Genomic DNA, 22,432 nt, shown 5'->3' on the forward strand with positions numbered 1-22,432 from the left:
CGCCCCCTCGACATGACCACTCCCGGAGGAGACATGACTACCAAGACCATCGCCCGCATCGGCTTCCAGCTGCCTGACCCCGATGTCCGCAAGGTGACGGGGTTCCTGGCCGCCGAAATGGCGATCGAGGATTTCAACGCGGCGACCGACCTGCCCCTCACGGTGCAGCTGGTGCCGGTGATCGATTACCGCGACCGCGACAAGGCCCGCGCGGCGGCGCAGGGCTTTGCCGACGATCCCCTCGCGGTAGCCATGCTCGGGCCGATCAATTCGGACATGGCGATCGCCACCCAGGATATCTACAACGCGGCTGGGCTGGCGCAGGTCTCCTCGGAGGCCTCGAGCCCGATCCTCACTTCGCGCGGCTACACCAATTTCTTCCGCACCGTCGCCAATGACGAGGTGCAGGGCCGCCAGCTGGCGCGGGCAGCGGTCAACTATCTCAAGGGCAAGAAGATCGCGGCGCTTTCGGATGGCTCGGGCTGGGGCCGGCCGATCGCCGAGATCTTCGCCGCCGAGGTCGAGCGGCTGGGCGGCGAGATCGTGCTGGCGGACTTCTTCACCGAAAAGGAGATGGGGCTCGATTTCTCAGATCTGGTCGAGCGCACGCTCGCGGCCGAGCCGGACCTCATCTATTTCGCCGTCTACTGGAACAAGGCGCACATCATCACGCACATGCTGCGCGAGCGCGGCTGCAAAGCGCAGTTCCTGGGCTCGGATGCGCTCAAGCCCTATGCCTTTCTCGAAGTGCCGAGCGTTGATCCCAATCCGCCCCACCACAGCCTTGCCGGCATCGACATGCGCATCAAGCCCGAGGCACGGAGCTTTTTCGAGCGCTTCGCGCTGCGCCATCCGATGCTGCTGGTGGCCCCGCAATATGCGGCCGAGGCCTATGACGCGGCCGGCATTCTGCTCAAGGGGCTGACGGCGGCGGGCAAGCCTGATCGCGCGGCGCTGCTTGCGGCCTTGCAGGCGGATCGCAGTTTTTCGGGCGCGCTCGGGGCCATCAGCTTCACCCCCGAAGGCGACCTCTCGGATCCCGAGATCGGGCTTTATTACTGCAAGGACGGCATCCGCAATTATCTGGGCGCGATCCGCGACCTCGCATGACCATGATACAGGAAGGAAACAGCGCCATGAGTGGCAGCAAGAACGGCACGTTCATGAGGCGGACGGGTGCCGACGGGGTCGAGCATCGCATCCCGGTGGGCACGATCGTCGGCGACCGGCCGGGCGGGCGGGTGACGATCTTCGCCGGCCAGCACGGCACCGAATATGACGGGCTGGAAGCGGCGCAGAAGCTCTATCGCACCCTGACGCCGGCCGATGTGAGCGGCACGATCGTGATCGCGCTTTCGACCAACGACCAGTCCTTCCTCAACTGGGAGCAGTTCGCCCCCACCCATCCGCCCATCCTCGAGATGATGGAGGAACTGGCGACCGGCAGCGATCTCCTCATCAACTGCCATGGCGGGGAATTCAGCGAGGGCATGGAGCCCTATGTGATCTGCCGGCTCCTGGGCGACCCCGAGCTTGATGCCAAGGCGCGCGCCATGGCTGACGCGTTCGGGGTGCCCTATGTGAGCTTTTCGCAATATCGCGGCGAGCCGCCCGAGACCGGCGTGCGGCCGGCCTGGTGGCTATGGCCCAAAAAGAGCATGTCGGACCGGCTGCGCATTCCCGAGATCACCCCGGAAGTGGGCGAGCGCGGCAGCCGCGACGACAAGGGCATCATGTATGACGGCATCGTCAACGTGCTCAAGACCTTCGGCTTCCTCGAGGGGCAGCCTTCGGGCAAGCCGGCGCCGCGCGAGATCGGCGACCGCTACTGGCTGACGGCGGATGAGGACGGCATCTTCTTTCCCGAAACCACGATCGGCAAGGATGTCGCCGAGGGCGAGCATCTGGGCGTGGTGCGCGACTATTTCGGTCGTCTGATCCAGGAAGTGAAGGCGCCGGCCGCCGCCAAGGTGATGAACATGAACTGGGGCATGCCGGTCAAGCAGGGCGGCTTCCTGCTCTGGCTCGGCGTGATCAAGTGAGCCCCAGGACCGGGAGAGGCTGAGATGGCACCGCACGCATCGCTGCTCGAGGTCAGGAACCTCTGCACGCGTTTCGACACGGCCGAGGGCACCGTGCATGCGGTCAACGGCATCTCCTATCGGGTCGAGCCCGGCGAAACCATCGCGGTGGTGGGCGAGAGCGGCAGCGGCAAGAGCGTTTCGATGATGTCGATGCTCGGCCTGCTGCCCTCTCCGCCCGCCCGCATCGCCGGGGGCGAGGTGCTGTTCAAGGGGCAGGACCTGCTGAAGCTCGACCGCAAGGCGATGCGAAAGCTCAATGGCAATGAGATCGGGATGATCTTCCAGGATCCCATGTCATCGCTCAATCCGGTGCTGACGGTGGGCTTCCAGATCGGCGAGGCGGTGCGGGTGCACCAGAAGCTCGATCGCGAGGCCGCCCGCAAGCGCGCCGAAGAGCTTCTGGGGCTGGTGGGCATCCCCGACCCGGCCCGGCGGCTCAAGCAGTTTCCGCACCAGTTCTCGGGCGGCATGCGCCAGCGCGTTATGATCGCCATGGCGCTGGCCTGCGAGCCGGCTTTGCTCATCGCCGACGAACCGACGACCGCGCTCGACGTGACCATCCAGGCGCAGATCCTGCGGCTGGTGAAGCGGCTGCGCCAGAAGATGGGCATGTCGGTCATCTGGATCACCCATGATCTGGGGGTGGTCGCCCGCCTCGCCGAGCGCGTGGTGGTGATGTATGCCGGCACCATCGTGGAGGATGCGGCCGTGTCGCAGTTTTATGCCCGTCCGCGCCATCCCTATTCCATGGGCCTTCTGGGCTCGCTGCCCCGGCTCGATGCCGGGCCGGGGAGCAAGTTGCAGGCCATTGGCGGGCAGCCGCCCAACCTGGTGCGGCCCCCCGTGGGCTGCGCCTTCGCGCCGCGCTGCCGCTACGCGCTGCCGCTCTGCCGCGAGGCGCCACCCCCGCTCGAACAGGTGGGCCCCACCGATCGCGATCGGGTGGCGTGCTGGCGCAAGGACGAGATCGAGGGAGCCCCGCATGTCCATTGACGCCGTCTCCGCCACTCGCTCGGCCGAAGCGATCCTCAGGGTCGAAGGGCTCAAGATGCATTTCCCCGTGACTTCGGGGGGGATCCTGAGGCGCCGGGTGGGCACCATCCGCGCCGTCGACGGGGTTTCGTTCGATCTGCGCCAGGGCGAGACGCTCGGTATCGTCGGCGAATCGGGGTGCGGAAAATCGACGCTCGGGCGCACGCTGCTCAGGCTTTACGAACCCACCGAAGGGCGGATCTGGCTCGAGGGCGAGGAGATCGGCACGCTGGGGCGCAAGGCCATGATGGCCAAGCGCCGCACGATCCAGATGATCTTCCAGGATCCCTATGCCTCGCTCGATCCGCGCATGACGGTGGCCAGCATCGTGGCCGAGCCCATGCTGGTGCATGGCGGGTTTACGGCGCGCGAGCGACGCGCGCGGGTGGAGGAGTTGCTCGGGCTCGTCGAGCTCAACCCGGCCTTTGCCGATCGCTATCCGCATGAATTTTCGGGCGGGCAGCGCCAGCGCATCGGGATCGCGCGGGCGCTGGCGCTCAATCCGCGGGTTGTGGTGTGCGACGAGCCGATCTCGGCGCTCGACGTCTCGATCCAGGCGCAGGTCATCAACCTCCTGCAATCCTTGCAGGATCGGCTCGACCTGGCGCTGATCTTCATCTCGCACGATCTCTCGATGGTGCGGCATATCAGCGACCGCGTGGCGGTGATGTATCTGGGCAAGATCGTCGAACTTGCCGATCGCGACACGCTGTTTGCGAGCCCCCAGCATCCCTATACGCGGGCGTTGCTTTCCGCCGTGCCGGTGCCCGATCCGGCCATCGACGATTCAAGCGAGATCGTACTCGAAGGCGATCCGCCCAACCCGGCCAATCCGCCGAAGGGATGCAGCTTTTCCACCCGCTGCCCGCATGTGATGGCGCGCTGCCACGAGATTGCCCCGCCGCTTGTCGCGCACGGGCCGACGCTCGCCGCCTGCCATCTGCTCGACTGAGGGGGCAGCGTTTGGCCAGACCTCAGGCGGGCCTCAGAGCCCGCTGAGGATCGTCATGGTATCGGCGACGAGATTGCGGATGTGGCGCTGCATGGCGCGGCGGGCGCCCTTGACGTCGCCTTCGATGGCCGCATCGATCACGGCGAGGTGCTCCTCACCATCCTTGCGCACCCGGCGCAGCGGGTTGGAGACCTCGAAAAGCCGGGTGGTGACACGCGTCTGGCGGATGATGCCGGCCAGAACGGTGTTGCCCGATGCGTCGGCGAACATCAGGTGCAACTGGTCATCGACCTCCCAATGGGCGCGCTCCTGCAATTCGGCCCCGGCGAGCACGGTGATGCGCTGGCGCATCTCCTCGAGGCGGGCGAGGGGGATGTTGCCGATGGCGAGCTCCACCGCCTCGGGCTCTAGCCATTCGCGCACCTTGTGGCTCTGGAAGAACTGCGCTGCCGTCACCGTGCGCACGGCATAGGACCGGCTGCCCTTCTTGACGAGCAGGCCTTCGGCCGCAAGCCGCAGGATGGCTTCGCGCATGGGGGTGCGCGAGATGTTGAGATGCTCGGCGAGCCGTTCCTCGACCACGAAGGTGCCCGCGGTCAGCTCGCGCTGCAGGATCATGCCGCTCAACTGGCCATAGGCCTGGTCGGAAAGATTGGGGGCGTTGCGTGCCAGGGCCAGGTCGGCATCGGTCATAGGGCCTGCTCCATCAGTCCCGCCGCTTCGAGCGCCCGGCGCATGGCATCCACCTCGGATGCCGGCAGCGGGCCGATCGGCTGTCGCGTCGCCGCCTGCGGCCAGTATCCCAAAAGCTGCATGGCGATCTTGAGCCGCGCGGTGGCGTAGGCGGTGGGTGTCTTCTCGTAGACCGCAATGGCCAGCGGCTGCAACCTCTGATGCAGCGCCTGGGCCGTCGCATGGTCGCCCGCCGCCACGGCGCGGTAGAGCCCGACGATCTCGCGCCCGGCAATGGTCGCAAGGCTCACCATGCTGCCGGCCGTGCCGAGCAGGAAGCTCGGATACATGCCGCAATCGCCCGAGGCCATGACAGCGACCTGCGGCGCCTTGGCTCCGACCAGCACGCGGGTGCGCTCATAGGCGTTGACCTCCCAGCTGCCCTCCTTGATCCCCACCACGTTGGGGATTTCGAGCAGCGCCTCGATGACCTCCGGGGGGTAATTCATGCGCCCCGCCTTGACGCTGGTCATGTAGAGAAAGAGCGGGATCGCCACCGCTTCCTGCACCGCCCGGTGGTGGTGCACGATCATCTCGATGTCGTTGGAGAGGGCCCAGGAAAAGGGTGGGAAGACCACCACCGCATCGGCCCCGGCGGCTTCGGCATCGCGCGCAATGGCCACGGCGTCGCGGGTGGCTTCGGCCACGACGCCGGAGGCGACGACGCCGTTCGGGCCCAATTCCGTGCGCGCCAGCGTCGTGACGCGCTGCATCTCGGGGCGCGAGAGCAGGAAATTTTCCCCCGCATGCCCATTGCAGAGCACCCCGCGCATGCCCTCGACCGCCATGACCTGCCGGAAATGGGCGCGGAGCAGGGTCTCGTCGATTTCGCCATCGGCTGCGAAGGGGGTGAGGGTCGCGGCATAGATGCCGTGGAAGAAGGTCGGGTCGATGGACAACGCAATGCTCCGCGCAAGTGCCCCAATCTAGCCATAGCGCGCCAGCTTCTCAAGCAATCTGTATATGAAAAGCCTATGGATTGTGTTTCCACTGTAGACCAGATGGCGCGCTGAGCCCCGGGTGACCGGCTGATCGGCCATCGTCTCGTTTCGGCGAAAATGCCGGGTGAGCCTATGGTTCTGCGGGTGTCGCGACGCAAAGCCGCGCTTGCGCACGGTCTTGTGGTTCGGATTGGACATGCGGGCGCGCTTGAAATTCGTCGGCAGGCTTCGTATGCAGTTTGTAGACGGTCTGGCGCAGGAGGTGCATCATGCAGCCCGAATTCGATCTCATCATCGCCAAAGGCCGCATCGCGACGGCGGCGGACAGCTTTTCAGCCGATATCGGCATCAGGAACGGGCGCATTGTGGCGCTGGGCCAGCTTTCGGGGGCTCGGGAAACCATCGATGCCAGCGGCCGGCTGGTGTTGCCCGGAGGCATCGATGCGCATGTGCATCTGGCCCAGGATGGCGCGCCGGGTATCGTGATGGGCGATGATTTCGAGACGGGCACGCGCTCGGCGGCCTTTGGCGGCAACACCACGGTGATGCCTTTCTGCGTGCAGAAGCGCGGACAGAGCCTGCGCGAGGCGCTCAAGGACTATCACGCCCGTGCCGAGGGCGCCTGCTACACCGATACGAGCTTCCACCTCATCGTCACCGACCCGACCGAGCAGGTGCTGGGACAGGACCTGCCGGCGCTGGTGGCCGAGGGCTATTCCTCGCTCAAGGTGTTCATGACCTATGCCGACATGGTGCTCTCGGACTACGAGATCCTCGGGGTGATGAAGGTGGCCCGCAAGACCGGGGCGCTGGTGATGGTGCATGCCGAAGGCTTCGATGCCATCCGCTTCAACACAGAGCAGCTCGAAGCGGGCGGCGGCTTCGGGCCGAAATTCCACGCCATTTCGCGCCCCGAGCCGGTGGAGCGCGAGGCGACCCACCGCGCCGCGACGCTCGCCGAGCTTTCGGACGTGCCGGTGATGATCGTGCATGTCTCGGGGGGCGAGGTGATCGACGAAATCGCGCGGGCTCGGGGGCGCGGCGTCAAGGTGCTCGCCGAGACCTGCCCGCAATATCTGGTGCTGGAGGAGGGGGACCTCGACCGTGAGGGCATGGAGGGCAGCAAATATGTCTGCAGCCCACCCCCGCGCGACCGCACCGCGCAGGAGGCCTGCTGGCAGGGGCTGATCGATGGCACGTTCGATGTGTTTTCCTCCGACCACTGCCCCTACCGGTTCGACGAGACCGGCAAGCTGACCCCGGATGGCAAGCGCAGCTTCCGCTGGATTCCCAATGGCATTCCCGGCATCGAGACGCGGCTGCCGATCCTCTTTTCCGAAGGAGTGAAGAAAGGGCGGATCGACATCAACCGCTTCGTGGCGCTGACCGCGACCAATCCGGCGCGCATCTACGGGCTCAGGAACAAGGGCACCATCGCCATCGGGGCGGATGCCGATATCGCCATCTGGGACCCGGACAAGACAGTGGTGATCGGGCAGGACAAGCTCCATCACGGCACCGATTACACCCCTTATGAGGGGCTCGAAGTGACCGGCTGGCCGGAAACCACGATCCTGCGCGGGCAGGTGGTAGTGCGGGATGGCGAACTCGTCGGCCGTCCGGCGGGCGGGCATGTGCTGCGACCGGTGAGCGGGATGGAGCAGGGCGTGAAGGCTGGACGATGAGCGCAGGCCTGCCCGAACGCGTCGATGTCGCCATCATCGGGGCCGGCATGGCCGGGCTTGCGGCGGCGCGGGCGCTGGAGGGCCGCTCCATCCTCGTGTTTGAAGCGGAAACGCGCGCCGGCGGGCGCCTGCTCTCCGAACCGCGCGGCGAGTACTGGCTCAATTTCGGCGCCCATATGTTCGGTGGCCCCGAAAGCGGGGTCGGACGGCTGCTTACTGAAACCGGCACCGAAGCCCGCCCGATCCTGGGGCGGCTGATGGGCATGGCCTACGGCGGCCGGCGACTGCTCGATACGCCAGCCGAATTCTATCCCTTCCTGCTGCCGCTCACCCCAAGCGAGCGGCTGGCCTTCATCCGGATGGGGCTCAAGCTGCGGCTGGGGTCGGATCGGGTGGCGCGGCAGATGCGGTCGCAGCCCGGCGAGAGCGAGTCCGAGCGCACCGCGCGGCTGATCGGTATCGAGAACGGGCGCACGCTTGCAGCCTATCTCGGGGCTCTGCCGCCGCGCATCCGTGCCCTTCTCGCGGCGATCACCGAGCGCAATGGCGCCGATCCCGACGAGATGGCGGCGGGCCATGGCCTGCGCTCGTTCGGCAATGTCTGGAGCCGGCACGCGCCGGGGCGGCATGTGCTGGGCGGATCGGCGCTGCTGCCGCAGCGGCTGGCCGCGCGGCTGGGCGATCGCCTTCGGCTGGGCGTAACGGTGACCGGCGTGACCCAAGCGCCCGATGGCGTTGTGATCGATTATCGCGACAGCACCGGGGCGCCCGGGCGGGTGAGGGCGCGGGCGGCGATCGTCGCGACGCCGGCCTTCGTATCACGCAGGATCGTCAAGGACCTGCCGACGCCTGTCGCCGAGGGCCTCGATGCCATCCGCTATGGCGCTTTTGTCACCGCCGGCGTGCTGACGACAGAGACCGCGCCGATGCCCTGGGACGGGGTCTATGCCACGGCGACGCCGGACCGCAGCTTCAGCGTGATGTTCAACATGGCGACATCGTTGCGGGAGGGTCCGCGACGGCCGGGTGGCAGCCTGATGCTGTTTCGTGGTGCGCGTGGCGCGCAGGGGCTGCTCGACCAGCCCGAGGCGGAGATCGAAAGGCGCTTCGGGCAGGATCTTGTCGCCGCATTCCCTGAACTGCGCGGCCGGATCGCCGAGATCACCGTACAGAAATGGGCGGCCGGCGCGCCTTACGCAGCGCCGGGCCGGGCGCGTCACCAGAGCGCGCTGACGACGCCGTTCGGGCGCGTGGCGCTCGCCGGCGATTATCTCGAATTTCCCAACATGGAAGCGGCCATCGCCAGCGGAGAGGCCGCCGCCGGGGCGGTGACGCGACTGCTCGATATCCCCGCCGGGGGGCAGGCGCCGGCTCAAGAGCGCGGCTGAGGGCGGTTCTCGCCCATCACCTCACGGAGGCCGGACGGGCGCCCGATGCGGGCACCCGGGCGCTTCGGCCCTTGGCAACCAAGGGCCTGGGGCTCAGCCCGCCGACGGACGGGCGGCCGCTGCGGGGCGACCGCCGCCGGCACCGGGTTCGCGACGCTTGGGAGCGGGCAACAGGCCTTCGCGAACGGCCTGCTTGCGGGCCGCCTTGCGCGAGCGGCGCACGGCTTCGGCGGCCTGGCGGGCCCGCTTTTCGGAGGGCTTCTCGTAATACTTCCGCAGACGCATCTCGCGGAAGACGCCTTCGCGTTGGAGGCGCTTTTTCAACACACGGAGGGCTTGGTCGACATTGTTGTCGCGAACTGAAACCTGCAAAAACTGTCCTAACTGACGATCCGGCCCACCGCTTGCGCAGCGACCGGCAGAGGGTCGGGTGACACTCCTGGAAACGGTCCGGGGCAGCCTAAAGGCTACCATCGGTCCCGGCGATCCCCGGTGCAGGACGCGCTGCATCGAGGCATGAACCCGGCGAACCGGGGTTGGGGCTTTAGTCAGCCCCGTCCTGCAAGGCTCCGGACGATACCGGAGCCGGATGCGCCTCGGGCGGGCTCGCCGCCTTCATGAGGGCGCGCAACTGCTTGGAAAGGCTGTAGCCGGTGATCTGGGCCTGTGCATAGCCCTCGGTCGCAAGGGCGCTGCGGATATCGTCCATGCCCTTGCATCGGCCCGATCGGGCCAGTTCGAATGCGCGTTCGAGCGCTGTCTGTGTTCCATTGTTCATGCCCCATACTAACCCTCTCCGCCCCGACATGCCAGCGCCTCGGGATCAAGACTCGGAACATTGACGGGAGGCGCGCGTTAACAGTGCAACGCAACAGCAAAAGGAGACCAGCAATGGATCATTCGAACCATGTGCGACTTTCCCCGACGGAACTGACCCCTGATGTGCTCGAAGGCGCGACGATCTATGGCGCGGACGATCACAAGGTCGGCAAAGTCTCGCATCTTCACGGAATTGGCGCCAACAGCCAGATCGTCATCGATGTCGGCGGGTTCCTCGGCATCGGTGCCAAGCCGGTGGCCGTACCGGTCCGCGATCTCGAATTCATGCGTGACGAGGATGGCGATGTTCACGCCGTGACCGCCTGGACCAAGGACAGCCTCAAGGCGATGCCCGAGCATCACCACTGATCGCGCGCCTAAGTCGCTCAGCGGCTTGAGGCGAGTGGAATGGAAGGGTCGACCCCACCGGGTCGGCCCTTTTTGCGTTTCAAGGGCGGGCCTGCCACCCGCTTGGCAGAAGGGGGCGATCCGTGATTGTCTCCGCCATCCTTTCCCCAGCCCTGCGAGCCCGCCATGGCCTCTCCGCCGCGCCGCCCCATGAGTTCGATCGACAAGGCGGAAGCCCTGTTCAAGGCCGCAACCACAAAGCCGGCCGAGGCTCCCAAGGCGCGTCCTGTGCCGGGGCCGGCCGAACAGGTCTCGCTCAAGCTCGACCGGGCCGTGCTCGACTTTTTCCAGGAGGATGGGCCCGGCTGGCAGGAGCGCATCAACGCTGCCCTGCGCAAGGCGGCGGGGCTTGATTGAGGCGGGGAGCGGGCCCGCGCTATTACCGGATGCTCTAGGGCTGGCTCGAAATGACGGCGAGGAAGGCCGGGCCGTAGCGATCGAGCTTGGCCTCGCCGATGCCGGGCACGCGCGCCATCTCGGCCCGTGACGCCGGGCGCCGTGCGGCGAGCTCGATCAGCGTCTTGTCGTGGAAGATGACATAGGGCGGCAGGTTCTGCGCCCGCGCCAGCTCCGAGCGCTTCTGGCGCAGGGCCTGGAACAGGTCGCGGTCGGTTTCGGCCAGTTCGGGATGGATGCCTGCGGCGCCGCGGTCGCGTCGGGCCCGCCGGGGCGGGGGCACGCGCAGCATCAGCTCGGGCTTGTCGCGCAGGAAGGTCCAGCCCGAGGGCGAGATCGAAAGTCCGCCATGGCCCATGATGTCCACTGTCACGAGCCGCAGCGCGATGAGCTGGCGCAGGATGGCGCGCCAGGTGCGCTTGTCATGCTCGGCCCCGATGCCGAAGGTCGAAACCTTGTCATGGCCGAGCGCGACGATGCGGTCGGTCTTTTCGCCCAAGAGCACATCGACCACATGGGCCTGCCCATAGCGTTCCCCGGTGCGATAGATGGCCGAGAGGAGTTTCTGGGCGGCGACAACGCCATCAAAGACGCCAGGCGGCTCGGCGCAGGTATCGCAATTGCCGCAGGGCGCGCAGCTGTCGCCGAAATAGGCGAGCAGCGCCTGTCGGCGGCAGCCGGCGGTTTCGGCAAGACCCACCAGCGCATCGAGCTTTTGCCGCTCCATGCGCTTGCGCTCGTCGGGCGCCCCGGATTCCTCGATGAAGCGGCTGCGCAGCGCGATGTCCTCGGCGCCGTAGAGCATGAGGGTTTCCGAGGAGAGCCCATCGCGCCCGGCGCGGCCGGTCTCCTGATAGAACGCCTCGATGCTGCCGGGCAGATCGACATGGACCACGAAACGGACATCGGGCTTGTCGATGCCCATGCCGAAGGCGATGGTCGCCACCATGATCACCGCCTCGCCGCGCTGGAAGCGAAGCTGGTTGGCCTCGCGATCGGCCTTTTCCATGCCGGCATGATAGCAGAGCGCATCGTGCCCCTGATCGCAGAGCCAGGCGGCGATCTCCTCGGTCTTGCGCTTGGAGAGGCAGTAGACGATGCCGCTTTCGCCCTCATGGTCCTTGAGGAATGCCTTGAGTTGGGCGCGCGGATTGTCCTTTTCGGCAATGGCATAGCGGATATTGGGGCGATCGAAGCCCGCCACGAAGGCATCGGCGGCATCGATATCGAGATGGGCGAGGATCTCGGCGCGGGTCGGCTCGTCGGCGGTGGCGGTAAGGGCGATGCGGGGCGTATCGGGGAACCGCGCGACCAGCGCGTCGAGCTGGCGATAGGAGGGGCGGAAATCATGGCCCCATTGGGAGAGGCAGTGCGCCTCGTCGATGGCGATGAGCGAAAGGCTGGCGCGCGCCAGCCGATCGAGCACCTCGGGGCGCAGCAGCGTCTCGGGGGCGACATAGAGCAGGTCGAGCCCGCCCGAATAGATGTCGCGCCAGAGCGCGCTGCGCTCCTCGGCCGGCAGGTCGGAATTGAGGGCCGCGGCCTTCACACCCGCCTGACGCAGGGCGGCGACCTGATCGGCCATCAAGGCCAGGAGCGGGGAGACCACCAGCCCCATGCCGGGCCGGGCAAGCGCCGGGATCTGGTAGCACAAGGATTTTCCGCCGCCCGTGGGCATCAGCACGAAGGCATTGCCACCGGAAATGACGTGATCGACGACCTGGCCCTGCAGCCCCCTGAACGCGTCGTAGCCGAAGACGGATTTGAGGATGTGGAGGGCGGTATCGGTCATGAGGCCGGAAGGGGCGAATCAGGCAAGGTCACTTCATAGCAGGTTGATCCACCGCGATCGCCCTTTCGGTCCGTGTGGCCGATGCGCGCGGTGGACTGTGGCAGGGAGAGACAGCGTGATCGATGCCCGTTTGAAATCGGCCGAGTGGCTCAATCCGCCGCCGCACTGGTCGTTCGAAGAGGACCGATTGCGGCTGACGACGGCGGATCAGACCGATTTCTGGCAGGGGACGCTTTATGGCTTCCACCGCGACAGCGGCCATGCGCTCCTCTTGCCCGTTGAAGGCGACTTCACCGCCACCGCGACGTTTTCGGGGGCCTACGAAACCCTTTATGACCAGGCCGGGCTGATGCTGCGGGCAGGCGAGGGCCACTGGATCAAGGCCGGCATCGAATTTTCGGATGGGCTGCTGAACATGTCGGTGGTGGTGACGCGCACGCGCTCCGACTGGTCGACCTGCGCGGTGCCCGAGGCCGATGGTGCGCAAAAGATCAGGCTGACCCGGAAGGGCGAGGCGGTGATCGTGCAATTCCGCAACGCCCGCAATCGCTGGCAATTGCTGCGCGTCGCCGATTTCGAGGCCGGGGGGCCGCTCGCCATCGGGCCGATGGCCTGTTCGCCGCAACGCGCCGGGTTCGAGGCGGTGTTCAGCCAGTTCACGCTCGGCCCGGCCGTGGCCGAGGCGCTCCATGACGAGACGCCGGCCGACTAGAGCCTTTCACCGGTTCCTTGAAACGGCGCAAGGCTCCCAATCATTGTTTGGTCGCGTTTCCGGGTGGCGAACCGGTATCCACTTCGCCTCGAAACGCTCCAGGGCTCAGGCCGGCGGTGACGGCCAGCGCGTCGGACGCGACCAGGCTTCGGCGCGGCGATAGGGCTTGAGGTCCTGCGCCGCGGCCATCGCCTCCGCTTCGGCGCGGGCATTGGCCAGTACGGCCGCCTCGTTAATGCGGAGCGGCTGCCGGTTACGCATGAGGATTTCGCCATCGACGATGACGTCGCGCACATCGGCGGCGGTGGCATAGAGCACGAGCGACTGCGCCACATCATGGACCGCCCCGATATGGGGCGTGCGGAGATCGACGCAGATGAGGTCGGCCCGCTTGCCGATCTCGAGCGAACCGATCTCATCGGCCATGCCCAGAACCTCCGCCGCCTCGATGGTCATCATGCCGATCAGCGTTTCGGGCGGCAGGATGGCCTGGGTATCGGCGGCCAGCCACTGGTTCCAGGCGGCCCGCGCCGGCTCGCGCCAGAGATCGTAGGGGGTATAGGTCGCCGCCCCGTCCGTGGTGATAGCGATGGCGCAGCCGGCTTCGCGCAGGGCGGGGATGGGCGCCATGCCATACCAGAGGTTTTCGTGGGTGAAGGCGACCGTCGCTATGCCCACCCCATGGGCGCCCAGCACTTCGATCTCTGCCGGAGCGAGCCCGTTGGCATGGGCAACCACCAGCCCGCCGCCTTCGAGGAGGCTGTCGACCTCGGCGCGGCCGAACTGGTCGAGCATATAGGCGACCGAGCCCTTGAACATGTGGGTGTGGATGATGACGCCCAGCTCGCGCGCCATCGCCCGCATCGCCCGGGCATGGGCGAGGATCACCGGGGCGTCGGACGCATCGGGCATGCGGTTGGCGATGCGCCGATGCGGCACGTGCCGGCCAAAGAGATAAGGCGGGGCCAGCGCCGCGAGGATGCGGCCATCGCCGGCGCCGTGCCAGCGGGTGATGACATCGGCGGAAACGCGCAGCGTGTCTTCGGTCGAAAACGGCCGCCGGACCAGCCGCCCATCCTCCCAAAGGCTCGCGGCAAAGGGCTCGGGCAGATGCGGGAAGATCGGGTCGGGCGGGCCGATGCCCAGCACGAGGCGCAAGCCCGCTTCGACATAGGCCTTCGCCGTCACATCGGCAAAGACGGGATGGTCGGCGCGTGCCGGGGTGGCGCCGACGATGGTCTGCCCGGTGGTGACCCCCGCCTTCAGCCTTTCGAGCGCCGCAAGCTCGGCATCGGCGCGCCACCAGTTGGGCGTCGTGGCGCTCCAGTAGAGATGGCCGGGGGCGCCGTTGACCGGGTGAAAGAGCCCGCGCATCATGCCGTGCCCGGCATGGGCATAGGCATCCACGAGGCCGGGGAGCACGGCGGTGCCGGTCGCGTCTATGGTTTCGCGCGCCACAAATCGGGCGAGGATGTCGGCGCTCTCGCCCAGCGCCACGATCCGCCCGCCGGCGACAGCGATTGCGCCATCCGGCAGCTCGGGCCGCGCGGCATCGAGGGTCAGCACATGGCCGCCCGATATGATGAGATCGACCGGCTGCTGCATTCGTCCACGCTCTCCCGGGGCCCTGCGGCACATTTGAGGCGCACTGTGGCAAAGCACGCGAACCGGCGCAACGGGCTCGCGCGGGGGGCGGTCACGGGATTTTGGCCCTCCAAAGGCCTTATCCTGTGCCGCTTGCGCTCTCGGGGACTTGCAGCTTTTCCGGTATCGATTATTGTGCGGCCACACGTTTGCAGCCAGGTTGGCTGCGGTCGAAGTCATTCGGCTCCCAGGCTCTACTTTGCGAACGTCAAGCCTGCCTGCATGTCGCAGGCGGGGAAACCGCTCGCTTGAGCATCAAAGGACTACCCAATGGCTATCAAAGGCACCGTCAAGTTCTTCAACACCACCAAGGGCTTCGGCTTCATTTCCCCCGAGACCGGCGGCAAGGATGCCTTCGTGCATATCTCGGCCGTGCAGCGTTCGGGCCTCGACGGTCTCTATGAGAACGACAAGGTCGAGTACGAGCTCGAGACCGGCCGCGACGGCAAGGAATCGGCGACCAATCTGAAGCTGCTGGATTGATCGTTCGAGGCGCTCTTGCGGGCGCCTCACACGCTTTCGCGGCGTCCGGACCCCGGGCGCCGTTCTCCGGGTGATCGATGAACCCCTGGGTGCGCCTCGATACCGCCGCTGTTCCGGGCGGGTCAGACCAGCTGCGGCTGATGCAGCGCGGCGACGAATTCTCCATCATGCTGGGCACCAACGAGCTGATGAACAGCCGGCTCAGCGGTTCCGAAGAGGCGCTGGCCCAGCTTGCTGCCGGCCGGCTGGCCGGGCGACCCCATCCGCGCATCCTCATCGGCGGGCTGGGCATGGGCTTCACCCTGCGCGCCGCGCTTGCGGCCTTTGGCGCAGATGCCAGCATCGTCGTTGCCGAACTGGTGCCCGAAGTGATCGCCTGGGCCAAAGGGCCGCTCGCGCCGGTCTTCGGCACCTGCCTCTCAGACCCCCGCGTCAGCATCATCGCCGGCGATGTCGGCAGCCTCATCGCCAGGGCGCCGGGCTATGACGCCATTCTTCTCGATGTCGACAACGGTCCCGAGGGTGTGAGCCGGGCCGAGAACGATCGGCTCTATGATGCACGCGGTCTCAAGGCGAGCCGTGCCGCCCTCACCCCCGGCGGCATCCTCGCGGTCTGGTCCTCGGGCCCCAGCCCCAGCTTCACCCGCCGCATGCAGGCGGCCGGCTTCCTGACCGAGGAGGTGCGAACGCGGGCCCGCTCAGGCGGACGCGGCGCCCGCCACATCATCTGGCTGGGCGAAAAGGCTAGGGTCTAGGCCGCAAACGCGCCCACAATGCGCCGCACGACATGCAGCGCGCTCAAGAGACATTACCGATTTGAAGTGATGGTCTTCTGACGCGCCCAAGGCGCTATTCGGAGATGGTGGAGCTGAGCGGGATCGAACCGCTGACCTCGTCATTGCGAACGACGCGCTCTCCCAACTGAGCTACAGCCCCGCTCCGAATGCAGCGCATATACCCAATAGCGGACGCCAAGCCTAGCGTTTTTTTCAGCTTTTTTGCTCTCGGTCCACGAGAGCCGGACGGGCACCGCAAACCGCCCGGCCGGCTGATGCTCGCGCGCGTTGCGCGCAGCGCCGCCCTATCGGGCCGGCAGGGTGCGGACGGTTTCGACCACCGAATCCGGGGCCGCGATCAGCCTATGCCCCAGCAGCGCCTCGGCCGGAGCCGAAGCGAAACTGCGCTTGTGGCCCAGATCCTCGACCACGCCACGGGCGCTCTGGTCGAAGAGGGCGAAGATGCGCATGGCCCAGTCGGGCAGGGGCAGGCGCGGGACGCGACCGGCGCGGTCGGGAACGCGTGCGCGGATGATCTCGGCCACTTCGGCGAGGAACAGGGTCCGCTCGCTCATGAGGAAGCGGCGGCCCCCGGCATCGGGCGCCGTCAGGGCGCGGACATGGGCCTCGGCGACGTCGCGGACATCGACGATGCCGAAGGAAAGGCGCGGCAGGGCGGGCACCTTGCCCTCGACTATGCTCTTGACGAGCGTGGCTGAGGTGCCCGGATCCTCGTCGAGCAGGGGGCCGAGCACGAGGGCGGGGTTGATGGTGGCGAGGCGATCATGCCAGCCGGCCGCGTCCACGATCTCCCAGGCGCGGCGCTCGGCCCGCGTCTTGGATTCGGTATAGGCGGTGACGTCGGGCTGGCCCAGCACCGTCCAGTCGGCATCGGTGAAGGTGCGGTCGCCGGGAGGATGGCCATAGCCTACGGCGGCAACCGAGGAGGTCAGCACGATCCGCTCGACATCGGCGGCGATGGCGGCCCGGAGGGCCCGTTCGGTGCCCTCGACGGCCGGGCGGATCAGCGTGTCGCGATCCTTTGGCGGGGCGATGACGAAGGGCGAGGCGGTGTGGAGCACGAAGCGGCAATCCCTCGCCGCATCGGCCCAGCCTTTGTCGGCCAAAAGGTCGAGCGCCACGAAGTCGAGCCGCCCGAGATCGGCGCCATGGCCGGCAAGGGTCTCGCGCACCTTGTCGGCCTTGCCGATGTCGCGAATGCTGCCGCGCACCTCGTAGCCCGCCTTGAGCGCAGCGAGCGCCACATGTCCGCCGATGAAGCCGGATATGCCGGTAAGCAGCACGCGATCGGCCATGTCATGTCTCCTTGAGGGTTTTCACCCTGGAGATATGGATCGCGCGCCGCCGGTTCAATGCGGGCCGGGCTAGGGGATCAGACGGTTTCCCAGCCGCCGCTCTTTTCGCTGCGGAAGATCGCGTCGATGACCTTCATGTTGGCGATGGCATCCTCGACGCCCCATTCGAGCGATCTGCCGCTGAACACCGCCTGAGCGAAGGCCTCGGCCTGCTCGGTGTACTGATCGCAGGCACGGATGATCTCGCGACGGGCCAGCGTGCCATCGAGGCTCGCACCGGTATCGATGGTGATCGCGCTGGGCGTGTCGGGCAGCGCATTGAAGGGAATGGCGATCTCAAGCCGGCCGTTGGTGCCCAGCACCTCGACGCGCTGCTGCGGCACAAGTTGGGTGGAGCAGGTGAAGACGAGCTGGCGGTCCTGGCCGAAATCGGCGAGCGCGCTGGTCAGCCGGTCGGTGCCGAAAGCAGGATCGCGATCCATCAGCGTCACGACGCGCGAGGGCTCAGCCTCAAAGAGGAAGCGGCCCGAGATGATGGCGTAGCAGCCGATATCCATGAGCCCGCCACCCCCGATATCGGCCTGGTTGCGGACATTGGCGGGGTCCATGTTGCGATAGGCGAAGACGACGCGGATGGCCCGCACTTCGCCCAGCTCGCCCGAGCGCACGATCTCGCGGGCCCGGATCCATTGCGGGTGGAAGCGCACCATGAAGGCTTCGTAGATCAGGCGGTCGCGCGGCGCCTCGCGCAGCTGCGCGGCCTCGGCGGCATCGAGGGCAACCGGCTTTTCGCACAGCACATGCTTGCCGGCACGGGCGGCAGCCAGCGTGATGGGCACATGCAGGTGATTGGGGAGCGGATTGTAGATGGCGTCGATCTCGGGATCGGCGAACAGCTCCTCATAGCTGCCATAGGCCCTGGGGATGCCCATCTGGCGGGCCGCGGCCTCGGCGCGCGGCAGATCGCGCGAGGCGATCGCCACGATCTCGGAGGAGGGGGATTTGCGGATGCCGGGGATCACCTTGGTGAGCCCGATCTTGGCGGTGGATACGATGCCCCATCTGAGCTTGCGCTGGGCGGTCATGGACATGGATCTCCTCTGATGCATGCAAGGGTTTAGCGGTGGGGTCGCGGCCCTGTCCAGCAGGGTCGGCGAACGGTTCATGCGCGCGGCACACCGCGTGGCGCAAAAAATCCATCCTGCGGCGGAACCACCTTTCCGTTTCCCGCATTCAGACACGATTTGCCGGGCACCAAGCGCCGGCTCTCGCCTTTCGGATCTGCCTGTGAGCGCTGACTACGCAAGGATTTTCCAGAGCCTTCCGGTGCCCTTCATGGTGCTGGACCGTAATCTGCGGTTCGTCGAGGCCAACGCAGCCTATTGCGCCGCAACCACGAGCCGGCGCGCCGACCTGATCGGGCGCCACGTCTTCGAGGCTTTCCCGGAAGAGGGCGATAATCTGCGGCGCTATCAGGAGGCCTTCGAGCGGGCGCTGGCGGGCGAGGAGAATGTCGTCGCCTTCTTCCCCTATGCCGTTCCCGGCCCCAACGGACAGCGCGTGCTCAAATACTGGAGCTGCACCCATACCCCGCTGCGGAACGATGCGGGGGACGTGACCCACATCATCCAGCAGGCAGAGGACGTCACCGGCCTTGCCGCCGAGGCTCCGGATGCGACGGCCGGCATGCAGGCCAAGGTGACCAAGCGGGCCCAGCGGCTCGAGAGCCTGAGCCAGACGCTGCGCGCTGAAGGCGATTTCCTCAAGCGCCTGTTCCAGTCCGCGCCGGGCTTCATGGCGGTGTTTTCCGGCCCGGACCAGACGGTGGAACTGGCCAACGACGCCTTTCGACGGCTCGTGGGCAAAGACGATGTGGTGGGGCGAAGCCTCGCCGAGATCACGGGGCATTTCAGTGCCACCGGCGCGAGCGCGCGGCCCGGTACGGGCAGCGCCTTCATCGCCGAGGCCTTTCCGCTCTTGGTGCGCGACCCCGATGGCGGCGCGCAGCGGCGCATCTATCTCGATTTCGTCTGGCAGCCGATCATCGATGACGATGGCACCCAGGTCGCCGTGTTCGTCCAGGGCAATGACGTGACCGAGAAGGTGCAGGCCAGCCATCATCAGCAATTGCTGCTCGACGAGATCAACCACCGGGTCAAGAACACCCTGGCCGTCGTGCAGGCGCTGGTGCTGCAGACGCTGCGGAGCACGCCGTCGCCGGCAGAATTCAGCACCAAGCTGCAGGCCCGCCTCGCAGCGCTTTCGGGCACGCATAATCTTTTGACCGAAACCGCCTGGAACGGGGTCGAGCTCAGGGCGCTGCTGCATCAGGAACTGGCCCATTTCGGGGAAAGGCGCATCGCGCTTTCCGGACCCGCCGCCCTGCTTTCGCCACGTCGCACCGTCAATCTGGGGCTCGTGTTCCATGAGCTGGCGACCAATGCCGCCAAATATGGTGCACTCTCGGTGCCCGATGGGCGTGTGACGGTGAGCTGGCAGGTGCTGCCCGACGAAGAGGGGCGCCCCGAGCGCCTCGAAATCGTCTGGGAAGAATCCGGCGGCCCCCCCGTGGTCAAGCCTGGCGAAGCCGGGTTCGGAACACGCCTCATCGAACGGACCATGCGGGCCAAGCCCGATGCCCGCTTCAGCATCGATTACCGGCCGCAGGGCCTTCTGGCCCGCTTCGACATGCCGGCCGAACATGGAGACGCCACATGAGCGGGTCGCCGCTGTCCGATCTGCAGGTCCTCATTCTCGAGGACGAGCCTCTGGTCTCGATGATGACGGAGGACATGGTCGTCGATCTGGGCGGAACCGTCGTGGGCCCGTTCTCGCGGCTCGATGCGCTGGTGCGCCATATCGAGGCCGGGGGCGGATGCGACCTGGCGCTGCTCGACGTGAACGTCAATGGCGAGCGCTCGACGACGGTCGCCGATTTGTTGCGGGCGCGCGACATCCCGATCATCTTCTGTACCGGCTATGACGATGCCGGCATCGGCGAGGCCTGGCGCTCGGCTCCGCGGCTGCGCAAGCCCTTCAGCGACGCCGAGCTGGAGCAGGCGATGCGCTCGGCGCTCGGGCGCTGAGGCCGATCAGGCGCGAACCGGCAGCCCGAACATCTGGTCCTGCAAGGACCGCAGGCGATAGAGCTTGGTGCTTCTATCGGGGGTGGCGTTGGCGGTGGTGATGAGGTCACCTTTTTTTACCGGCGCGGTGACCTTGCCGCCTTCGAGCAGCCCCACGGGCACGGCCCCGCGCGCGCGGGAATCCCCGATGGTCATGACGAAGCTGCGATAGCAGGTTTCCCCGATGGCATCGAAGGTCTCGCCGACCGCAAGGTCGCGCTTGGCCACGGCGCAGACTTCGGCGACGGGCTCGGGCAGGGGCACCATGTCGGGCCGGCCATAGAGCATGATGCGGGCCGCCGTCAGCGGCACTTCGAGGCTGGTGAGGTGGTAGGGGCGGAAAAAGCTGTAATAGGGCCCCACCCCCACATGCAGGTCGTCCATGCGCTCGATGATGCGCGGGTGCTCGGCCTCGACGATGACGAAGACCCCCGGCGCGACGCCCTTGCCGACCGTGAAGTCGACGACGCCCTTCTTGTTGAGGATGCCGCCATCTTCTTTCGGGATCAGCACCTTGACCATCTGGTCGCGGTCGGCCTTGGGGCCGTGCATGCCCGGCACGTCGGGCACGAGCCCGGTGGCATTGGCGATGGCGCACATTTCGACCATCGTCTTTGAGCCGTCGACGAACTCCACCAGCATGCGCGGGTTCATGTTGCGACGGATCGCTTCCTCGCGATAGTCGTCGGGTACCGCGTCGTGGTTCAGCGGGTTGTTCTTGCCCTTGCCGGCCGAAACGATGCGATAGCCGAGCGCGGTGGCGAACTCGATCAGTTCCATGCAGCTGGAGGGCTCATCGCCCGCGCCCACCGAATAGACCACGCCGAGCCGGTCCGCTTCCTTCTTGAGATAGGGGCCGATGGTGACGTCGGCCTCGACATTCATCATCACCAGATGCTTGCCGTGCTCCATTGCGGTCAGGCAGAAATCGGCCGCGACACCCGGCTTGCCGGTTGCATCGATGACCACGTCGATCTCGGGGATGGTGACGAGCGTATCGGCCGGCGTGATGGCGATCTTGCCCATGCCGATGGCGGCGCTGGCCTTGCCGGCGCTCTCGCATTCGACGCCCATGCTGTCATCGCCATAGGCGATATCCATCGCGGCGCGCGCGGTATGGGGCCGGCGCGTGGCGATGGCGGCGATTTCGACGCCGCGCATCAGGGCGCCCTGGGTGACGAGATCGGTGCCCATCTCTCCCGAGCCGATGACGCCGATGCGGATCGGCTTGCCGGCATCGGCACGCGCCGCGAGATCGCGGGCGATACCGGTGAGGTGGACGTTGGCGAGGCTTTTCGGCGGGGCGGAGGGCTTCATGATCCGATGCTCCTAGCATCGCCCCGGGGTGTTGGGAACTGGGGCGGCGCGGCGCCTTGGTAGAAATCCGCAAAGAGGCTGAATCGGCCGTCACGCACCGGCATTTAGCACTTCCTAAAGGGTTGCCGGAGACACTTACGCCCAGGAATTGAGGCAGGGGACCGCAGCGCTATGGCCGAGGCAGCCGGAAAGACCGTGGCATTGCCGCCCGTGGTCGATCTCGACAGTCTCGACCGGGTGCGCGACCAGCTGCTCGACGCAGTCGAAACCGGCCCTGTCGTGATCGATGGCAGTGCGGTGCGGCGCGTGGCGACCAACGCCCTGTTCATGCTGGTGAGTGCCGCCGAGACCGCCCGTCGCAACGGGTTCTCGCTGGAATTGCGGGCCCAGAGCCAGGCGCTCTCGGTTGCAATAATGCGGCTGGGGCTGGGCGATCGGTTCGCCGGCTTCACCAGGGGATGAAGACCAAGATGCGCGTGCTCACCGTCGATGATTCCCGCACCATCCTGGCCATGCTGCACCATACCCTGACCAATGCCGGGTTCGAGGTTCTGCAGGCCGAGGATGGGCAGAAGGGGCTCGACGTTCTGGCGAGCGAGCCGGTCGACGTCGTGATCACCGACATCAATATGCCGGTGATGGATGGCATCACCTTCATCCGCAACGTGCGCAGCTCGGGCCGCTTCAACAGCCTGCCCATCCTGATCCTCACCACCGAAACGAGCCAGGACAAGCGCGACCAGGGCCGGGCCGCCGGTGGCACGGGCTGGATCGTCAAGCCCTTCGATCCGGACAAGCTGATCGCCGTGATTCGTCGCGTCGTGCACTAG

24 protein-coding genes and 1 tRNA gene are annotated in these 22,432 nt (G+C 66.8%); 15 read left to right on the top strand and 10 right to left on the bottom strand.

Features of this window, described 5'->3' with window-relative positions; all coding sequences use genetic code 11:
• The first annotated feature begins 33 nt into the window (after positions 1–33).
• From BT183_RS13570 to BT183_RS13585, 4 genes are read left to right on the top strand one after another with little or no spacing between them, the layout of a single operon-like run.
• Positions 34–1,110: a branched-chain amino acid ABC transporter substrate-binding protein gene (locus BT183_RS13570; protein WP_072343994.1), complete on the top strand. Its 1,077-nt coding sequence runs from the start codon at positions 34–36 to the stop codon at positions 1,108–1,110.
• A gap of 26 nt (positions 1,111–1,136) precedes the next feature.
• Entirely contained in the window at positions 1,137–2,042 is a 906-nt protein-coding gene (locus BT183_RS13575) for a succinylglutamate desuccinylase/aspartoacylase family protein (RefSeq protein WP_177282533.1), read from the top strand.
• A 24-nt stretch (positions 2,043–2,066) separates the two neighbouring features.
• A complete protein-coding gene (locus BT183_RS13580) occupies positions 2,067–3,077 on the top strand; it encodes an ABC transporter ATP-binding protein (protein WP_072344000.1) in 1,011 nt (336 codons plus the stop codon).
• Positions 3,067–4,068, top strand: coding sequence for an ABC transporter ATP-binding protein (locus BT183_RS13585; protein ID WP_072344003.1), 1,002 nt, complete (start codon positions 3,067–3,069; stop codon positions 4,066–4,068). Before BT183_RS13580 ends, BT183_RS13585 begins: the two co-directional genes overlap by 11 nt.
• Before the next feature lie 33 nt (positions 4,069–4,101).
• On the opposite strand, the gene BT183_RS13590 is transcribed toward BT183_RS13585, so the two are convergent.
• Both BT183_RS13590 and BT183_RS13595 read right to left on the bottom strand, forming a co-directional pair.
• Positions 4,102–4,761, bottom strand: coding sequence for a GntR family transcriptional regulator (locus BT183_RS13590; protein WP_072344006.1), 660 nt, complete (start codon positions 4,759–4,761; stop codon positions 4,102–4,104).
• Positions 4,758–5,699: a dihydrodipicolinate synthase family protein gene (locus BT183_RS13595; RefSeq protein ID WP_072344009.1), complete on the bottom strand. Its 942-nt coding sequence runs from the start codon at positions 5,697–5,699 to the stop codon at positions 4,758–4,760. Before BT183_RS13595 ends, BT183_RS13590 begins: the two co-directional genes overlap by 4 nt.
• A 311-nt stretch (positions 5,700–6,010) precedes the next feature.
• On the opposite strand from BT183_RS13595, the gene hydA reads away from it, so the two are divergent.
• Together hydA and BT183_RS13605 are read left to right on the top strand one after the other, a co-directional pair.
• Positions 6,011–7,426, top strand: coding sequence for a dihydropyrimidinase (gene hydA, locus BT183_RS13600; protein WP_072344012.1), 1,416 nt, complete (start codon positions 6,011–6,013; stop codon positions 7,424–7,426).
• On the top strand, positions 7,423–8,814 hold the full coding sequence (locus BT183_RS13605) for an FAD-dependent oxidoreductase (RefSeq protein WP_072344015.1): 1,392 nt from the start codon (positions 7,423–7,425) through the stop codon (positions 8,812–8,814). The genes hydA and BT183_RS13605 overlap by 4 nt, the downstream gene beginning before the upstream one ends.
• Positions 8,815–8,907: 93 nt before the next feature.
• On the opposite strand, the gene rpsU is transcribed toward BT183_RS13605, so the two are convergent.
• Together rpsU and BT183_RS13615 are read right to left on the bottom strand one after the other, a co-directional pair.
• Positions 8,908–9,186 (bottom strand): 30S ribosomal protein S21, encoded by a 279-nt coding sequence (rpsU, locus tag BT183_RS13610; RefSeq protein ID WP_072344018.1) that lies wholly within the window; start codon positions 9,184–9,186, stop codon positions 8,908–8,910.
• Positions 9,187–9,358: 172 nt separating this feature from the next.
• The gene (locus BT183_RS13615; protein ID WP_072344021.1) at positions 9,359–9,592 is read right to left on the bottom strand and encodes a hypothetical protein; all 234 of its coding nucleotides are present in this window, start codon (positions 9,590–9,592) and stop codon (positions 9,359–9,361) included.
• Between the two features lie 113 nt (positions 9,593–9,705).
• Between BT183_RS13615 and BT183_RS13620 the strand changes: the two genes are divergently transcribed.
• Together BT183_RS13620 and BT183_RS13625 are read left to right on the top strand one after the other, a co-directional pair.
• Entirely contained in the window at positions 9,706–10,002 is a 297-nt protein-coding gene (locus BT183_RS13620; RefSeq protein WP_072344024.1) for a PRC-barrel domain-containing protein, read from the top strand.
• A gap of 165 nt (positions 10,003–10,167) precedes the next feature.
• Positions 10,168–10,398, top strand: a complete 231-nt coding sequence (locus BT183_RS13625; protein ID WP_072344027.1) for a BrnA antitoxin family protein — start codon at positions 10,168–10,170, stop codon at positions 10,396–10,398.
• A 34-nt stretch (positions 10,399–10,432) separates the two neighbouring features.
• On the opposite strand, the gene recQ is transcribed toward BT183_RS13625, so the two are convergent.
• The gene (gene recQ / locus BT183_RS13630) at positions 10,433–12,229 is read right to left on the bottom strand and encodes a DNA helicase RecQ (RefSeq protein WP_072344030.1); all 1,797 of its coding nucleotides are present in this window, start codon (positions 12,227–12,229) and stop codon (positions 10,433–10,435) included.
• Positions 12,230–12,344: 115 nt separating this feature from the next.
• Between recQ and BT183_RS13635 the strand changes: the two genes are divergently transcribed.
• Complete coding sequence (locus tag BT183_RS13635; RefSeq protein ID WP_244545333.1) at positions 12,345–12,941, top strand: DUF1349 domain-containing protein; 597 nt, start codon at positions 12,345–12,347, stop codon at positions 12,939–12,941.
• Positions 12,942–13,046: 105 nt separating this feature from the next.
• Here BT183_RS13635 and BT183_RS13640 read toward each other — a convergent pair whose 3' ends face one another.
• Complete coding sequence (locus BT183_RS13640; protein WP_072344032.1) at positions 13,047–14,546, bottom strand: amidohydrolase family protein; 1,500 nt, start codon at positions 14,544–14,546, stop codon at positions 13,047–13,049.
• Positions 14,547–14,855: 309 nt separating this feature from the next.
• Here BT183_RS13640 and BT183_RS13645 point away from each other — a divergent pair, with 309 nt between their 5' ends.
• Positions 14,856–15,068: a cold-shock protein gene (locus BT183_RS13645; RefSeq protein WP_072344035.1), complete on the top strand. Its 213-nt coding sequence runs from the start codon at positions 14,856–14,858 to the stop codon at positions 15,066–15,068.
• A gap of 77 nt (positions 15,069–15,145) precedes the next feature.
• A complete protein-coding gene (locus BT183_RS13650; RefSeq protein WP_072344038.1) occupies positions 15,146–15,823 on the top strand; it encodes a spermidine synthase in 678 nt (225 codons plus the stop codon).
• A gap of 105 nt (positions 15,824–15,928) precedes the next feature.
• Here BT183_RS13650 and BT183_RS13655 read toward each other — a convergent pair.
• The 3 genes from BT183_RS13655 to BT183_RS13665 all read right to left on the bottom strand — a co-directional run bounded on the left by BT183_RS13655 (position 15,929) and on the right by BT183_RS13665 (position 18,245).
• Positions 15,929–16,004 (bottom strand) — tRNA-Ala (locus tag BT183_RS13655).
• 145 nt (positions 16,005–16,149) lie between these two features.
• The gene (locus BT183_RS13660) at positions 16,150–17,160 is read right to left on the bottom strand and encodes an SDR family oxidoreductase (RefSeq protein WP_072344041.1); all 1,011 of its coding nucleotides are present in this window, start codon (positions 17,158–17,160) and stop codon (positions 16,150–16,152) included.
• Between the two features lie 77 nt (positions 17,161–17,237).
• Positions 17,238–18,245, bottom strand: coding sequence for a Gfo/Idh/MocA family protein (locus BT183_RS13665; RefSeq protein WP_210185487.1), 1,008 nt, complete (start codon positions 18,243–18,245; stop codon positions 17,238–17,240).
• 202 nt (positions 18,246–18,447) lie between these two features.
• On the opposite strand from BT183_RS13665, the gene BT183_RS13670 reads away from it, so the two are divergent.
• Together BT183_RS13670 and BT183_RS13675 are read left to right on the top strand one after the other, a co-directional pair.
• Entirely contained in the window at positions 18,448–19,878 is a 1,431-nt protein-coding gene (locus BT183_RS13670) for an HWE histidine kinase domain-containing protein (protein WP_177282535.1), read from the top strand.
• On the top strand, positions 19,875–20,246 hold the full coding sequence (locus BT183_RS13675) for a response regulator (protein WP_072344049.1): 372 nt from the start codon (positions 19,875–19,877) through the stop codon (positions 20,244–20,246). The genes BT183_RS13670 and BT183_RS13675 overlap by 4 nt, the downstream gene beginning before the upstream one ends.
• A gap of 6 nt (positions 20,247–20,252) precedes the next feature.
• Here the strand turns inward: BT183_RS13675 and BT183_RS13680 are convergent, their stop codons facing one another.
• A complete protein-coding gene (locus BT183_RS13680; RefSeq protein ID WP_072344052.1) occupies positions 20,253–21,602 on the bottom strand; it encodes an NAD(P)H-dependent oxidoreductase in 1,350 nt (449 codons plus the stop codon).
• Positions 21,603–21,773: 171 nt separating this feature from the next.
• On the opposite strand from BT183_RS13680, the gene BT183_RS13685 reads away from it, so the two are divergent.
• Complete coding sequence (locus BT183_RS13685) at positions 21,774–22,064, top strand: STAS domain-containing protein (RefSeq protein ID WP_072344055.1); 291 nt, start codon at positions 21,774–21,776, stop codon at positions 22,062–22,064.
• A gap of 8 nt (positions 22,065–22,072) precedes the next feature.
• Positions 22,073–22,432, top strand: coding sequence for a response regulator (locus BT183_RS13690; protein ID WP_143145801.1), 360 nt, complete (start codon positions 22,073–22,075; stop codon positions 22,430–22,432).

Source organism: Devosia enhydra, assembly GCF_900119845.1.
Lineage (GTDB): Bacteria > Pseudomonadota > Alphaproteobacteria > Rhizobiales > Devosiaceae > FPKU01.